The 15,134-nt window shown below is 59.0% G+C and carries 11 protein-coding genes; 6 read left to right on the top strand and 5 right to left on the bottom strand.

Annotated features, from left to right (window positions below):
- Positions 1-72: 72 nt before the first annotated feature.
- The 3 genes from G5253_RS05135 to mscM form a co-directional block, all read right to left on the bottom strand.
- Positions 73-1,950: a methyl-accepting chemotaxis protein gene (locus G5253_RS05135; protein ID WP_421202786.1), complete on the bottom strand. Its 1,878-nt coding sequence runs from the start codon at positions 1,948-1,950 to the stop codon at positions 73-75.
- 158 nt (positions 1,951-2,108) lie between these two features.
- Complete coding sequence (locus G5253_RS05130; protein ID WP_421202785.1) at positions 2,109-2,786, bottom strand: glycerophosphodiester phosphodiesterase; 678 nt, start codon at positions 2,784-2,786, stop codon at positions 2,109-2,111.
- Between the two features lie 24 nt (positions 2,787-2,810).
- The gene (gene mscM / locus G5253_RS05125; RefSeq protein WP_421202784.1) at positions 2,811-6,092 is read right to left on the bottom strand and encodes a miniconductance mechanosensitive channel MscM; all 3,282 of its coding nucleotides are present in this window, start codon (positions 6,090-6,092) and stop codon (positions 2,811-2,813) included.
- A gap of 155 nt (positions 6,093-6,247) precedes the next feature.
- Here mscM and G5253_RS05120 point away from each other — a divergent pair, with 155 nt between their 5' ends.
- Positions 6,248-7,585 carry an MATE family efflux transporter gene (locus G5253_RS05120; protein WP_421202783.1) on the top strand — a complete coding sequence of 446 codons (1,338 nt, stop codon included), beginning with the start codon at positions 6,248-6,250 and terminating at the stop codon, positions 7,583-7,585.
- An 88-nt stretch (positions 7,586-7,673) separates the two neighbouring features.
- Here G5253_RS05120 and G5253_RS05115 read toward each other — a convergent pair whose 3' ends face one another.
- Positions 7,674-8,495, bottom strand: a complete 822-nt coding sequence (locus tag G5253_RS05115) for a peptidoglycan DD-metalloendopeptidase family protein (protein ID WP_421202782.1) — start codon at positions 8,493-8,495, stop codon at positions 7,674-7,676.
- A gap of 302 nt (positions 8,496-8,797) precedes the next feature.
- Between G5253_RS05115 and G5253_RS05110 the strand changes: the two genes are divergently transcribed.
- Positions 8,798-9,577, top strand: a complete 780-nt coding sequence (locus tag G5253_RS05110) for a BPSS1780 family membrane protein (protein WP_421202781.1) — start codon at positions 8,798-8,800, stop codon at positions 9,575-9,577.
- 66 nt (positions 9,578-9,643) lie between these two features.
- On the opposite strand, the gene G5253_RS05105 is transcribed toward G5253_RS05110, so the two are convergent.
- Positions 9,644-10,543 (bottom strand): LysR family transcriptional regulator, encoded by a 900-nt coding sequence (locus tag G5253_RS05105; protein WP_421202780.1) that lies wholly within the window; start codon positions 10,541-10,543, stop codon positions 9,644-9,646.
- A gap of 126 nt (positions 10,544-10,669) precedes the next feature.
- On the opposite strand from G5253_RS05105, the gene G5253_RS05100 reads away from it, so the two are divergent.
- The 4 genes from G5253_RS05100 to oxyR all read left to right on the top strand — a co-directional run bounded on the left by G5253_RS05100 (position 10,670) and on the right by oxyR (position 15,116).
- The gene (locus G5253_RS05100; RefSeq protein ID WP_026035063.1) at positions 10,670-11,530 is read left to right on the top strand and encodes a Vmh family MBL fold metallo-hydrolase; all 861 of its coding nucleotides are present in this window, start codon (positions 10,670-10,672) and stop codon (positions 11,528-11,530) included.
- Positions 11,531-11,603: 73 nt separating this feature from the next.
- Complete coding sequence (locus G5253_RS05095; RefSeq protein WP_421202779.1) at positions 11,604-12,248, top strand: DsbA family protein; 645 nt, start codon at positions 11,604-11,606, stop codon at positions 12,246-12,248.
- Between the two features lie 171 nt (positions 12,249-12,419).
- Positions 12,420-14,060 carry a methyl-accepting chemotaxis protein gene (locus tag G5253_RS05090; RefSeq protein ID WP_216953054.1) on the top strand — a complete coding sequence of 547 codons (1,641 nt, stop codon included), beginning with the start codon at positions 12,420-12,422 and terminating at the stop codon, positions 14,058-14,060.
- Between the two features lie 156 nt (positions 14,061-14,216).
- Positions 14,217-15,116, top strand: a complete 900-nt coding sequence (gene oxyR, locus G5253_RS05085; RefSeq protein WP_257687017.1) for a DNA-binding transcriptional regulator OxyR — start codon at positions 14,217-14,219, stop codon at positions 15,114-15,116.
- The last annotated feature ends 18 nt before the right edge of the window (positions 15,117-15,134 follow it).

The raw sequence follows: 15,134 nt of genomic DNA, 5'->3' as shown, positions 1-15,134 counted from the left end.
GAGATTACCCACTGAAAATTAAGCGCTATTTAGAAAAATAAAAGGGGCCTGAACGGCCCCTTTTGCTCATGCTCAAATGCGGAACATGCCGACCTGATTGCTCAGTTCACCCGAAATATTTTTAAGTTGTTCAGAGAGATGGCGTGAGCTGTCCGCATCTACCGCCAGTTCATCCGAGACATCTTTCACCGCCTGAATGTTGCGGCTGACCTCGTCGGTCACCGCTCGTTGCTCTTCCGCCGCGCTGGATATCTGGGTCGCCATGTCGGAGATCTGATTGATGGAGGAGGTGATCTGTTCCAGCGCCTGGGTGGCGTTGTTGGCGTCATCCACGCTGTTCTGGGCCAGCAGTTGTCCTTCATGCATGGTGCTGACTGCCCCCTGTGTATTGCGCTGCAGGGTCTCGATCATGCTGCGGATCTCGACGGTGGAGCTATGGGTGCGCTGTGACAGCACCCGCACTTCGTCTGCCACCACAGCGAAACCCCGGCCCTGTTCGCCTGCACGGGCTGCTTCGATAGCTGCGTTGAGCGCCAGCAGGTTGGTCTGTTCGGCGATGCCCTGAATGGTGGAGAGGATGGTGTTGATCTCCTGAGCGTTCTTCTCAAGCTCCTGAATAATGTCCGACGCCTGGGCAACCTGGGTGGCCAGATCGGTAATGGAACGCTGGTTGCGGGCAATAACCTGTTTGCCATGTTCACAACTGCTGCTAGAGGAGCGGGCTGCTTCGGCGGTCTGTTCGGCGTTGCTTGCCACTTCAACTGCAGTGGCCGACATCTCGTGTACTGCAGTAGCGATCTGGGAGATTTCGTTTTGCTGACGTGCCAGCCCCTGATTCGCCTTCTCCGCCATGCTGTGGGAGGATTTGGCCTGCTGATTAAGCTGGGTCGAGGAGTTGGAGATATCCTGCACCATCACATGGATCCGGTCGATGAAGGTGTTGACGTGCTTGGCAACTGCGCCCACCTCGTCTTCCCGCTCTATCTTGATCCGGCGGGTCAGATCGCCATTGCCGCGTGAGAGATCGGCAATCGCTTCGCCCAGGGTTTTCAGGGGGGCCAGCGAACCATTGATGGCGACATAGGAGAAGCCAGCCACGATCAGTATGGTGATAAGCCCCTGGATGAGGGAGGAGGTGACCATGCTGCGCACCGACTGATAGGCGGTTTCCTCATCCACCATCATGCCGTAATACCAGTTGGTATTGGGGATTGCGTTGAAGTCAAAGACCTCTTTCTTGCCACTGATCACCAGCTCGTTGATCATGCCGTCATGGGCGATCTGGTTGATGTAAGAAGCAGTCAATTCAGGGGCCAGTGCGGTGGCAGACTTGAGACTCAACGAGGCATCCGGGTGGGCGATGATGGTGCCATTACTGTCTACCAGAATGGCGTAGGTGCCCTCGGTGGTGACTGCCAGAATATCCGAGATAAGGGCGCTGATGGATACGTCACCGGCGATGACGCCCTGAGTGTTGCCGCGCTGGAACGGCTCGGCAATGGTGACAATCAGTTGTCCGGTAGAGATATCCGCATAAGGGGCAGTAATGACCAGTTTGCCAGCTGCCATCGCATCCTTGTACCAGGGGCGTTGACGGGGGTCATAACCGGCTGGGAGATTGGTGGGCTTGCTCTGGATCATCTTGCCATCGGCAGTACCGGCATAGACCAGGTCGAATCCACCTGCATTCATGGATTGGGCCAGATGGCTGATGGGTTCATCCTCTTTGGTGAAAGCCTCCTTGGTGGTGCTGACGATGGCGATACGGGAGTCAACCCAGCGGGAGATCCCCTTGACGTTGGCCATGGAGCTTTCGTCGATGATATTCCAGACCAGCCGCTGGGTTTCGCTGCGCAGTTGCGAGGTGTTGTACCAGACCTGTATCCCGGTGATCACCAGAATGATGACCCCGATAGCCAGGACCAGCTTGTTTTTAATCGATAAGTTCATAGTTACATCCTTGTGAGCGTCAGTCTGAGTGTGTGGAAACTGGTTATTGTTATGTGCCTGTTCTTATCGGCTGAAGTTGAACTCTTTGTATCCCGATCAGCTATTTAAAGTTAGTGCCTAAATCAGAGCTTATCCATATGTGTATCCTTGTCAGGTGGCTACAGGAAACGATCTGGACGATTGGTGAAGATTCCATCGACCCCCATGCTGGCTAGTTTTTCATAATCTTCATGATAATCAACGGTATAAACTAGAACCCTTAATCCGCGTTGATGTGCATCTTCCACCAGTATCCGGTCGACAAAATCCACGTCGCAGTTAAGTGACCAGGCCCCCAGCTCATCAGCAAACAGCGCCAGGTTGAGTGGCAGATTGGCGGTCAGGGCGCCGAGGCGGATATCGGGCCGCAAGGCGGCAAATCGGGCCAGCTCCGGGTGATGGAAGGACGAAACCACCCACTGCTCTGGGGTAAAACCAAGCTCGGCCTCTGCCCTTCGGGTCAGGGATGCCACCGCGTCAGCGGTATCGGCACCCTTGAGCTCGATATGCAGCTCGCAGCGTCCGGCGATAATCTCCATCACTTGCCACAGGGTCGGGATCACCTCTCCCTCACCGGCATCGAGTTGCTCCAGATAGACTCGTGATTGTTCAGTCAGTACCCCCTTGCCATTGGTACAACGCTCTAGCCGCCGATCGTGAAATACCCATAACTCGCCATCTGCAGCCTGTACATCCAGTTCGATGGCACTGACTTCCAGCACCAGTGCTTTTGCCATCGCCTTGAGGGTGTTTTCCGGTGCCAGACCGCTGGCGCCACGGTGGGCAATAATCTGCATGTTCTGCTCCTTGTACCTCGCGGATCAGCCGCGGCTCAGGTGAATGTCGATCTGTTGATGGGGCAGGGTAAGTCCCTGCTGCTGCATCTTCTCCAGCACCAGCGAGTGAACCTCGTGAGTGATGGGCATCCGGTGATCCATGTTGTTGACGTAGAGGCGGATCTCGTAGATCAGTGCCGAGTCTGTGAATTCGATCAGGAAGACCTCTGGGGTCGGCGTCTCCAATACCAGGGTCGATGCCTGGATAGACTCTTCCAGAATGCGCTGCACCAGTTTCGGATCCCGGGTCAGGCCGATCCGGATCCGTAGTTTGACTCGGGTGATGGCATCGGAGAGCGACCAGTTGATGAACTGCTCGGTGATGAAAGCCTTGTTGGGCACGATGATCTCCTTGCGATCCCAATCCACGATAGTCGTCGCCCGGGTTTTGATCTTGGTGACGGTGCCGGTGAGATCGCGGATGGTGACGGTGTCACCGAGCCGGATCGGCTTCTCAAACAGGATGATGAGGCCGGAGACAAAGTTGGCGAAGATCTCCTGCAGACCGAAACCCAGCCCCACCGAGAGGGCTGCGACCAGCCACTGGGTCTTCGACCAGTCGATGCCCAGCATGGAGAAGCCGGTGAGGGCGCCGATCAGGATCACCAGATACTTGCTGGTGGTCGTGAGGGCAAAGCCGGTACCCGGGGAGAGGCTGAGGTGCTGCAGCAGGGTCAGCTCCATCAGCCCCGGCAGGTTGCGGGCTGTCACCACGGTCAGAATGAAGACGAAGGCGGTCAGCATCAGATCCTGCAAGGTGATGGCCGAGAGCTGCTCGATGCCGCCAATCTTGCTGCTCACCTGCCACACCTCGATATTGCTGAGGAAGCTGAAGGCGGAGTTGAGATCCGACCATTGCACCACCACCAGCATGGTGAAGCCCAGCATCAGCAGGGTGCGCACCAGTCCCAGCGACTGGGCGCTGATGGTATCGAGATCCAGCTCAGTCTCTTCCACCACGTCAGGGGTTTCGGAGCTGAGCTCGTCATGCCCCTCTTCCCGGCCGCGCTGGGCCAGGATCTCGGCCCGCTTGCTCTTGGCACGCTCGAAGGCGAGGCGGCGGCGCTGGATCAGCATCCAGCGTCTGGCCAGATAGTAGACCAGCAAGCAACCCAGCCCCATCAGCAGGCTAAGCTCCAGCTGGCGCAGCAGGGTGCGCGAGGTATAGAAGTAGCCAAACAGGGCACCAATCACCGCCAGCAGCGGCGCCAGCATCAGGCTGTTCCAGATGAAGTGGTGCAGCAGATGGGGCTTGGTCATGTCGGTCTGGCCCCAGGTGAGCGGCAATCGCTCCCGGTTGAGACGGGCAAAGAAGAGCAGCAGCCAGAGTGCACCGATCATGAAGGCCATCCGGCCGAGGGAGTCGTAGAAGGCGTGCTCCTGATAGCTGTTGGCCATCCCCTGCACGAAGAAACTCGGGATCAGCACCAGCAGCAGGGTGCGAAACTGCCCCCACACCTTTTGCACCTGTTCCCGGGGCCAGCGGAAGTGGTGGATCAAAATCCCCCGCTCCAGCGTCAGGTGGCGGGCCATCACCAGTGCCAGCAGCAGAAACCAGATCTCGCCAAGGCCGCGTGCTACCGCCACCGCAAACGGGTATTGCCAGGCCCCTTCGAGCAGGCCGCGCACCATCAGCACCATGGCGGGCAAGGGGAGGGCGGCAAGCAGGGAGCGCAGCAGCAAGCGGCTGGTGAGGCTGAATTTGTCCTGAGTTACCTTGCCGATCCGCGGCGCAATATGGTCACAATAGAGGTTCAGATGACGGGCCAGCTTGAACCAGCTCCAGGCCAGCACCAGCAGCCCAATACCGGCCAGCGTGAGGCTCAGCGGGCTGTTTTCGGCGATGGCGTAGGGCAGTTGCAACCAGTTGTCCGGGTTGAAGGCCAGGGTCAGCGCGGCAGGAATACCGAGCATCACCTGTGGGGTAAAGGGGCGCACATCCGGCATCCAGAACAGGTGGCTGGCGCTTATTTCGCGGATCTCGTCGATCTTGCTGTTCTGGCGGCTGTAGAGCAGCTTGAGACGGGTCTGCTCCTGAATGAGGGTATCGGAGGCGTCGTTGAGCCGGGTCAGCAGCTGGCGCCGGGCCTTGAGCAGGTTGTCGAGCACAGCTTGCTGCGGCCGATCCAGCGTCACCTCCTCTTCGGCCATCAGCTTGTCGCGCAGCTGGCGGGTATCCTTGAGCCCATCCTGCTCGCTCTCGTACTGGTACTTGGCCATGCGGGCGCTGACGATGGCGGACTCCAGCTTGTCGAGGGGGAACTGGGGAGGAAGATCGGAGAGTTTGCTGCGCAGGTTCTCGCCGTAGGCATTACTGATCTGCAGCCACTCCAGCTGTTCGCGTACCGAGTTGACCAGCTCATTCAGTTCAAACAAATTCTTGTCGACGCTGCGCTGCTCGTCCTGCACCCGCTCAATCTGATCTTCCAGTGTGCCGAGCTGGATGGAGAGCGCCTGATTCTGCTGTTGCTGCTCCAGCAGCAGCGGCATGTCGGTGGTGAGCTGCTTGCGCAGCCGTTCGCTCTCCTCCAGCGCCTGCTCGGTCTTCTCCCGCCGCAGCAGGTTCTGCTGGGTCAGCAGGCTGGCTTGCCACTCATCCTCGTCGGCGATGGCCAGATTGAGCTCCTGCAGTTTCAGCTTGCCGAGATCGTTGCGCTGCTGGGCAGAGAGCTGCTCCAGCTCCAGCATCTGGATCCGGTCGGAGAGGCTCTGCTCTTTCATTCTGGTCAGCAGCAGCTGTGCCTCCTGCTGGCGATCCGATTCGCTGCTGAAGCTCAGTCGCTCCAGCTGGCTGCGGGTCAGTTGCAGCTGTTTGCGCAGATCATCCACCCGCAGGTGATACTCCTGCCCGGTACTCTCTAGCTGGTTGAGGCTATCCATCACCCCCTGCCGCTCCTTGCGCAGGTTGAGCTGGCGATTGCTGCTCAGGCCTATGGCCTGGCGCAGCGCCTCCTCCTTGAGGCTCGCCAGCGGCGGGCGAGCGGCGGGCTGATAGTTGTGCAGGCTCTCCTTGAGCCGTGCCGACTCCTTGGGGTAATCGATAAGGATCTGCTGATAGGCTTTGCTCTGCTCTCGGTAACGCTCGGCCTCTCTGGCAAATTGCAGCGCCTGCTGGTAGCTCTCCCGCAGCTTCTGGTTTTCCGGGGTATCGCTCTTGGGCACGCTCTGCAACAGGGATTCGGCCTGGGCAATGGCATCGTCGGCGCGCACGGTTGGCGGCAACAAGAGAAGGGAGAGCAGCAAGAAGGTGAGCAGGCGTTGCAACATGAGGCTCGTTTCCGTTCAGAAGAGGTGGCCCTAGCCTAAAACAGGGCAGGGAGGCGGGTAAAGCAGTCTATATTAATGATTCATAACACAAATAACAGGAAGTCGTGCTGCCGTTTCGCTATGATCCTGGCCGCTTTCTCTCCACCGAGTCGAATATGTCAGCTGTTGATCTGGGCACAGCCCCGCTATCTCGCCTTTTCTGGCGTTACGTAACCCCGACCGTGGCGGCCATGCTGATCACCGGCATCTATGTCACCATCGATGGCATCTTCGTTGGCCATGTGCTGGGTCAGGATGGCATGGCCGGTCTGATGCTGGCTTATCCCATCTGCGCCGTGCTCTATGCGGTGGGGGCGCTGATCGGCATGGGGGCCTCGTCGCTGGTCTCCTTCTATCTGGGGCAGGGCAACCCGGCCAAAGCCCGCCACATCGTCGGCAATGCGCTGGTGATGGTGTTGCTGGCCTCGGCACTGCTCAGTTTTATCGGGATCCGCTATGGCGAGCCCATGCTGGCCTGGATGGGGGCGGAGGGGGAGATCTTCACCGCCGGGCTCTCCTACCTGCAGGCCTACGCCTGGCTGGGCGTCTTTGCGGTGCTGTCGATGGCGTTCAGCTCGCTGCTGCGCAACGATGGCCGCCCTGGCTTTGTCACCCTCATCATGGTAGTCGGGGGCCTGCTCAACGTGCTGCTCGACTATCTGCTGATGGTGGTGTTTCCGTTTGGACTGGCCGGGGTGGCGACGGCCACCATGCTCTCTCAGGCGGTGACGGGCCTCGCCTGCCTGTGGCACTTCTTCACACCGCGCAGCCAACTGCGGATAAGCTGGGACACCTTGCGCCCCGAGCTTCGGCTGATGGGCGAGACGGTGCGCCTCGGGGTCTCCAGTTTTCTAATGTACCTCTATCTCTCGGTAGTGCTGGCGCTGCACAACAAGGCGTTGCTGGCGGTTGGCACTTCGCTGCATGTGGCGGCCTACGGGGTGATCAGTTACACCGAGGCCTTCTTCTATCTGGTGTTCGAGGGGATCGCCATGGGTATCCAGCCCATCGCCAGCTTTAACGCGGGCGCCGGTCACTGGCGGCGGGTGCTGCGGATCCGCAATCTGGCACTCGGAGTGACGTTGGGGATCGCCCTGTGCGCCATGTTCCCGCTATATCTGTGGCCGGAGGCGGCGGTCTATCTGTTTGCCGGGGACAACGCTACCTTGCTGCCGGTGGCGAGCCTCGGGATCTGGCTCTACTTCTGGGGGCTGCCGATGGAGGGCTTGTTGCTGGTGGGGGCCACCTATTTCCAGGCCATCAATCGGGCCCGCATCGCCTCCCTGCTCACCGGTGGCAAGCTGGTGCTGATCGGCGGTTTCTTGTGGGGATTCTCGACCCTGTGGGGCGTGCCCGGGGTATGGCTGGCGTTGCCTAGCTGCAGCTTGTTGCTGGTGCTGGTCATGTGGCGAGCGATGCATCGGGAATCCGGTGCTCACACGCAGGCCGGATAGGCAGTCAGGTACGACGTGCAGATAGTAGAGAGGCAGCCATGGGCTGCCTGTTTTGTTAGAGGATGTTTTGTTAACGGGCTCTGCCGATTCAGGGCTTGAAGGCGCCGATAAAGATGGCGGGATCGACCCGGGTGTCGTTGAGGCTGACGTTCCAGTGCATATGGGGGCCGGTAGCGCGGCCGGTCGAACCGACTCGCCCGACGATGCCGCCACGCGGCAGGCTCTGGCCGAGCTTCACATCGATCTTCGACATGTGGCAGAACATGCTGATGAGCCCCTGACCGTGGTCGACAAAGACGGTATTGCCATTGAAGAAGTAGTTGCCGATCAGGATCACCTTGCCTGCGGCGGGGGACTTGATCGGGGTGCCGGCGCCCACGGCGAAGTCGAGGCCGGAGTGGGGGTTGCGCTCCTCGCCATTGAAGAAACGACGCAGGCCAAACGGGCTGGAGAGGGGGCCGTTGACCGGCTTGTCGAACAGCAGGTTGCTCGGCTGGTTGGGGCTGAAGGTCTGGTAAGCCCGGCTCTGCTCCGCCAGCTCGCGGTTGATACGGGTCATATCCTCGGCGAGCGGATTGACCTGACGGCTGTTCTTGAGCTTGATGTGCTGCTCGCGGTAGTGCTTGGGGGTCACGGTGAAGCCGAGAGTACGGCCATCACCTGTGCTCAGTTGCTGGGCACCGGGCGGGTTTTTGAGAGAGATGCCGACGATGGCGATCCACTGGTTGTCTTCGCGCACCACCAGCACGGGTTTGTCATGATAGCGGGCCGTGGGGGCAGTGGGTGACGCGCCAAGAGGGATCACCGCAACGCCACCCGGCACCGGATGGTTGAGCAGGCGACTGATAAAACCCTCGGCCAGGGCTGACTGGCTGGTCAGTAACAACAACAGACAACAAACAACTCTCATGACGATACCACTCGATGTTAAAACGCCCGGGATGGCGGGATGACAACCCCCTGTCCGGCATTCGTCGATCACTAAAGGGTGATCACGACACGTAGGCCACGACAGGCGCGGCTAGGGAAGGGGGCAGATTGTGCCTCGTTATGGTCGGGGCAGCCAGTGGCGGTGCGTGGCTGATGCCCCTTTTGTGCATAGCTGCGTCAGGTTTTATGTCGTGCTCGGGTTGCTTCGCCATTGAGTCGCCCCCGCCCTGGCTCTAGAATCGGCTTCCGGCACTGATGCCACCGACACTCCGAGGAGACGATATGAACGGATTACCCCCTTTGCGCACCACGCCGGCCCGGTACACGACAGGTCGTGGCTGGCTCTGGGTTCGCAGCGGGTTCGATATCTTCAACAAGGGGATGGGGATCAGCGTGGCCATGGTGCTGGTCTGGTTTATGGTGGGCATGCTGCTGGAGCAACTGCCGGCGGGTGGCCTTATCTCCCAACTGCTCTACATGGTGTGGGGCGCGGGTTGGGTGGCGGTCGCCGCTCGGGGTTATCGGGGTGAGCCGCTGCAGTTTGCCGATCTCTTCGCCGGTTTTCGCCACAAGCTGACCCCGCTGATGCTAGGCGGTCTGCTGGTGTTGCTGCTGTTCAGCCTGGTTGGCCTCGTCTGTCTTGGTCTGCTCTCCATGTGGGGGCTGCTCCCGCTGCTGACGCAGGATCCCGAGAGCATGGTGGTCTCTGCCAGCCAGTTGCAACAACTGCTGCTGGTGTTGCTGGTGGGGATGCTGCTCATCATTCCCGTGCTGATGGGGGTCACCTTTGCTCCTGCGCTGATCTACCACCACGATATCGGCATCATCCAGGCGGTGCGTCTGAGCTTCTTCGGCTGCTGGCGCAATATGTGGCCCTTCTTCTGGTGGGGACTGCTCTCAGCTATGTTGTTGCTGTTTGGCGCTATGTTGTTGCTGGTAGGTCTGCTGGTGGTGATCCCGGCGCTCAACTACTCCATCTATGTGGCTTATCGGGATATTTTCCTGGACGAGAGTGCGCAGCAGGAAGCGCCTCACTCAGAACCATTCGGATTTGAAGCCTGATCAAGGGATCGGAATGAAGAAGGGGCCCGCAGCGGCCCCTTCTTCATGGTCGGGTTTGAGGTGTGCTTACTCCTGCCAGATGGGATCCGCCGCCATGCGGGCTAGCAGAAAATCGAGGAAGCTGCGCAGCAGTGGCGACATCTGTTTGCGGGTGGCATACACCCCGTAGACCCCGAGGCGCTTGGGCTGCCAGTCGGTCAGCAGGGGGACCAGTTCTCCGCGCTCCAGATAAGGTTGGGCCGAGTAGCGTGGCTGCAGGCTGATCCCTGCGCCTTCCAGCGTTGCTTCCAGCAGCAGGTTGGAGATATTGGCGCTCAGGTTACCGCTGACCGGCACTGACTCGGGACCGCCCGGTCCATTGAACTCCCACAGGCTCTTGCCGAAGTAGGTGTAGGTGAGGCAGTTGTGCAGCGCCAAATCCTGCACCTTGTGTGGCATCGGATGACGGGCCAGATAGGCCGGGCTGGCACAGACTACCGAGTGGCAGGTGCCGAGACGGCGCGCCACCAGATTGGGGTCGAGGTCGTTGGTGATGCGCACCGCCAGATCGATCCGCTCCTCTACCAGATTGACGGTTCTGTCGAGCAGCAGAATGTCGATGGCCGTCCACGGGTATTGCGCCAGATAGTCGTTGGCAGCCCCGACCAGCAGCGCTTCTGACAGGGAGTAGCTGCTGGTGATCCGCAGTTGTCCCTTGGGGGCATCATCTCCCTTCACCGCGATCTGCTCCATCTCTTCGCCGAGCGCCAGCATGGCGCGGGCCCGGTTCAGCGCTTCCTCTCCCGGCCCGGTCAGGCTCAGACGACGGGTGGTGCGGTGCAGCAGGCGAGCGCCCATCCAGCTCTCCAGCTCGGCCAGATAGCGTGACACCATGGCGCGCGACATATCCAGTTTCTCTCCGGCGCCGCTCAGGCTCCCCTGTTCGACTACGCTGACGAAGACCCGCAATGCGGTCAGTCGATCCATGTATGGCTCTCTATATGTTCGATATGTGCAACAGTGATGTGCTTTTTATGCTGTATTTGCACCTTATGTGATCCAATACACTCTGTCCATCAAATGAACCCCCGAATACTTAATGAGGAATAGATGATGAACAACACCCTGATCCGCAACCTGACTCTTGCGACCACCCTGCTGAGTGGCGCCGCACTGGCCGCCCCCCTGAGCGTGACCGTCTATAACCCTGGCGAGAAGGCGATCTTCCCGGTCTCCTCCTCACTGGTGACCGGTGACAAAGAGGCCATCCTGATCGATGCCCAGTTCGACGTACAAAATGGTCAGGCGCTGGTCGACATGATCAAGAAGAGCGGCAAGAAGCTGACCACTGTCTATATCAGTGCCGGTGACCCCGACTTCTACTTCGGTCTGGAGCCGGTCATGGCGGCGTTCCCGGATGTCAAAGTGCTGGCCGACCAGCATGTGGTTGACCATATCAACAAGACCAAGGATGCCAAGCTGAGCTACTGGAGCCCGATCCTCGGCAAGGGTGCACCGAAGAGCCTGACCGTGCCGCAAGTGATGACCGCCAGCCACCTGACGCTGGATGGCGAGAAGATTGAAATCAAAGAGATGAATACCCCGAATGCCTACCTCTGGGCCCCTTCCATCAAGACTGCTTTTGGTGGTGTGCCGGTCTACCACGGGGTGCATGTCTGGATGGCCGACAGCCAGACCAAAGCGGCTCGCAGCAACTGGGTCAAGGCGCTGGATAACCTGCTGGCCCTGAAACCCGAGCGTGTGGTACCGGGCCACTTCCTGGGCACTGCTCCCAAAGGTACTGCTGCTGTGACCTTTACCCGTGACTATGTAGAGCGTTTCGAACAGGAGCTGGCCAAGGCGAAAAACTCCGGTGAGCTGATTGAGGCTCTGAAGAAAGCCTATCCGGCACTGCCGGTTGACGATGGTCTGGCCATCGGTGCCAAGGTCAATACCGGCGAGATGAAGTGGTAAGCCACTGAGCCTGCTTTCCCTGTGTTTTTACCGGGCCTAAGGGCCCGGTTTTTTATCCGAGATTGAAGTGAGAATGAAGATGAGCGAACAACAAACCACCCTCCATTATGTCTATGACCCGCTCTGTGGCTGGTGCTACGGTGCCGCCCCCCTGTTGCAGGCGGCAGCCACCATTGCTGGGCTCAAGATCGAGCTGCATGCGGGCGGTCTCTGGCTGGGTAGTCGCCGTCAGCCTATGGGCGAGGCATTGCTTGATTATGTGCGCCCCCATGATCAGCGGATCGAGGCGCTGACCGGCCAGCATTTTGGCGAGCGCTACTTTAACGAACTGCTGCTGCGCGAAGGGTGTCTGCTGGACTCCGAGCCGCCGATCCGTGCGGTTTTGGCCGTCACGGCCTTGGGGGGGGATGGGTTGGCCATGTTGCACCGGATCCAGCAATCCCACTATCGGGACGGGATCTGGATTGGTGAGCCGGCATTTCTCGCCACGCTGGCGGCAGAGCAGGGGGTCAGTGAAGACGCGTTCCAGCAAGCCTATCTGCAGGCCCCATTGCTGCAACATCTGGCAGATAGCCAGGGCTGGATGAAACGGCTGGGTGGTCAGGGTTATCCCACCCTTGGGCTGATGCACAAGGGGCGGGTCACGCCTGTACGGGTTGCCGATTTTCTGGGGGAGCCGGATGCTCTGAGCACGCATCTGCTGGCTCTAATGACATGATGGCTGTTATTTGAACACGAGACCGCTTCAGGAAAGGTGTCCAGGGCCGATAGGCAAACAATCACAGAAACGGTATGAAATCCTTCTGTTTTCCGGGTGCAGGCTATGCTCTATATGACCATTCCCGGTGGATGTTGCGGGAGTGAAGACTCATTTCAAGGAAGCCCTTATATGTTCAAAAACATGTCCATCGGCCAGAAACTGAGTGCCGGATTTGCCATCCTGGCCTTGTTGGTACTGGGCTTGGCCTGGTTTTCAATCAGCCAGCTGGCAAAGCTCTATGGTGATACCGAAACCATCACGGGTAATTTACTGCCTTCTACTCGTCTGGCGAGCCAGATGCATGTTGCCGTGCTGGATGCGCGTCGTTCAGAGTTGGCCCAGGTCATCGGTGGCCTGAACAAGGATGAGCAAGAGGTAAGCGATCGCACCCTGACCTTCAATAAGGCCAAGCAGGAATTTGAGCAAGCAGCCCAAAAATATGGTGCTTTACCTTTCACTACTGGTGAAGAGAAGCAGGTTTATGAGCAGGTGGTTGCGGCGGGGGCCAAGTATTTTTCGGTACATGACCAGCTGTTAAATGCCTTTGCTGCTGGCGATCTGGATAAAGTCAGAAGTCTGCGCAAAAACGAGACTCGTGCCGCATTGGAAGAGGTTGGTGCCAAGTCTTATCGTTTGCGGGAGATCAATAACGAGATTGCCGATGAGATGGTGAAAGACATTGCGGCCATGTATAGCAATGCCAGAACCATGAGCATTATTGTCAGCCTGGTGACGCTGGCTTTTGTGGTGGTGATTGCCTGGCTGTTGACCGCCCAGATCCGCAATCCGGTGATGGCCCTGCTGGAGCAGACCCGCCGTGTCTCCTCCGGTGATCTTACCTCCCGCATCGATATGCAACAGTTCAACAATGATGAACTGGGGACTCTTGCCAAAGGGTTTGGCGAGATGCAGACCAATTTGCGTACCCTGGTCAGTGAAGTCTCGGGCTCAGTGGTGCAACTGAGTTCGGCCACCGAAGAGATGAGCTCGGTAGCAAGGCAGTCAGCGGCCAACATGAGTGCCCAGCAGCATGAACTTAATCAGCTGGCAACCGCGATGAACGAGATGCAGGCTACGGTTCAGGAGGTTTCTCGCAACACCAGCGATGCCGCCAGTGCCGCCACCTCGGCCAGCGAAACAGCAGAGATTGGGGCCAAGACTGTTAATGACTCTATTTTGCGCATCGAGCGGGTGGCGGGGGCCATCGAGAGCACTGCAGTGGTGATCCGCCAACTGGGCGATGATAGCCGCAATATCGGCATGGTGCTGGAGGTGATCCGCGGCATTGCCGAACAGACCAACCTGCTGGCATTGAACGCGGCGATTGAAGCGGCCCGGGCCGGTGAGCAGGGACGGGGTTTTGCGGTGGTGGCTGATGAGGTGCGTACTCTGGCCAAACGAACCCAGGACTCCACCTCCCAGATCAATACCATCATTGCCGAGTTGCAGCAGCGTGCCGAACAGGCGGGCAGTACCATGCAACAGAGTCAGGAGCTGATGAACACCACGGTAGCTACCGCGCGGGAAGCGGGCGAGTCTATCTCCCAGATCAGTGGCTCGGTCAGCAGCATCTCCCACATGAACATCCAGATTGCAACGGCCACCGAAGAGCAGGGCGCGGTGAGCGAGGAGCTCAACCGTAACGTGGTCAATATCAGCCACGCTTCCGAAGAGGTGGCCGCCGGTGCCACCCAGATGGCTCAGGCATGCAACGAGTTGAACCACCTGGCTACCCAACTGCAGGATATGGTGCGCCGTTTCAGGGTGTAATCCCTTGTCGAGTCAAACAGCCCGATTACCGCGAGGTGATCGGGCTTTTCTGTTTTGGAGGGGCAGCCAGAGAGGCTCACTGCAAGTGGATGACTTGTCCCGCCGGACGATATTGTGCATGCTGATGGCCCATTTTCCAGGCAGGACTCTTGCTGTATGAATCTTCGCGATCTCGAATATCTGGTGGCGCTGGATGAGGAAAAACATTTTCGCAAAGCCGCTGAACGCTGCTTTGTCAGTCAACCCACCCTGAGCGGCCAGCTGCGCAAGCTGGAAGATGAACTCGGGGTCATTCTGATCGAACGTACCTCGCGCAAGGTGCTGTTTACTCCGGCTGGCGATGCCATGGCCCATCAGGCGCGTCGGGTGCTCAAGGAGGTGCGCGAGCTCAAGAGCATCGGTCAGCACTTCTCCGAGCCGATGTCCGGGGAGATCCATATCGGTTTTATTCCGACCGTGGGCCCCTACCTGTTGCCCCGCATTATCCAGACCCTGCGTGAGCGTTTTCCCCAGCTGGAGTTCTATCTCTATGAGGAGCAGACCCAAACCCTGCTCAAACGGCTGGAAGAGGGGGAGCTGGATTGCGTCATTCTGGCCGAGATGCCTGGGATGGAGGGGTTTGGTTCAATCCAGCTCTATCATGAGCCGATGTGGTTGGCGGTGCCTTGCCATCACCCCGAAGCACAGGCCAGACAAGTGCCACTCGGCAATCTCAAGGGCAAGAAATTGCTGATGCTGGCCGATGGCCACTGTTTGCGGGATCAGGCGATGGGCTTCTGTTTCGCTGGCGGGATAGGTGAGGATCAACGCTTCAAGGGGACTAGTCTCGAGACGCTGCGCAACATGGTGGCCGCCGGTAGCGGCATGACCCTGGTGCCAAAGCTGGCCGTACCCGCCGATCATGATGAGGGAGGGGTGAGCTATCGTCCTGTGGTTGACCCTGTGCCGGGTCGTACCATCTCGCTGCTCTATCGCCACTACTCGGTACGTCGCCCCTGTTTCAACGAGCTGGCCGCCTCGATCTCCACGCTGATGAGCAAGCAGTTGGCCCAATAAAAAAACCGGCAGCCAAGG

The sequence above is a fragment of the Aeromonas sp. 602658 genome (assembly GCF_049173005.1).
GTDB lineage: Bacteria > Pseudomonadota > Gammaproteobacteria > Enterobacterales > Aeromonadaceae > Aeromonas > Aeromonas veronii_A.
This window is presented reverse-complemented; position numbering and strand designations above follow the sequence as displayed.

What these genes read in the sequence shown, in the direction of transcription:
- G5253_RS05135 (WP_421202786.1), bottom strand. Translation starts at nt 1,950, where the DNA reads ATGAACTTATCGATTAAAAACAAGCTGGTCCTGGCTATCGGGGTCATC.
- G5253_RS05130 (WP_421202785.1), bottom strand. Translation starts at nt 2,786, where the DNA reads ATGCAGATTATTGCCCACCGTGGCGCCAGCGGTCTGGCACCGGAAAAC.
- mscM (WP_421202784.1), bottom strand. Translation starts at nt 6,092, where the DNA reads ATGTTGCAACGCCTGCTCACCTTCTTGCTGCTCTCCCTTCTCTTGTTG.
- G5253_RS05120 (WP_421202783.1), top strand. Translation starts at nt 6,248, where the DNA reads ATGTCAGCTGTTGATCTGGGCACAGCCCCGCTATCTCGCCTTTTCTGG.
- G5253_RS05115 (WP_421202782.1), bottom strand. Translation starts at nt 8,495, where the DNA reads ATGAGAGTTGTTTGTTGTCTGTTGTTGTTACTGACCAGCCAGTCAGCC.
- G5253_RS05110 (WP_421202781.1), top strand. Translation starts at nt 8,798, where the DNA reads ATGAACGGATTACCCCCTTTGCGCACCACGCCGGCCCGGTACACGACA.
- G5253_RS05105 (WP_421202780.1), bottom strand. Translation starts at nt 10,543, where the DNA reads ATGGATCGACTGACCGCATTGCGGGTCTTCGTCAGCGTAGTCGAACAG.
- G5253_RS05100 (WP_026035063.1), top strand. Translation starts at nt 10,670, where the DNA reads ATGAACAACACCCTGATCCGCAACCTGACTCTTGCGACCACCCTGCTG.
- G5253_RS05095 (WP_421202779.1), top strand. Translation starts at nt 11,604, where the DNA reads ATGAAGATGAGCGAACAACAAACCACCCTCCATTATGTCTATGACCCG.
- G5253_RS05090 (WP_216953054.1), top strand. Translation starts at nt 12,420, where the DNA reads ATGTTCAAAAACATGTCCATCGGCCAGAAACTGAGTGCCGGATTTGCC.
- oxyR (WP_257687017.1), top strand. Translation starts at nt 14,217, where the DNA reads ATGAATCTTCGCGATCTCGAATATCTGGTGGCGCTGGATGAGGAAAAA.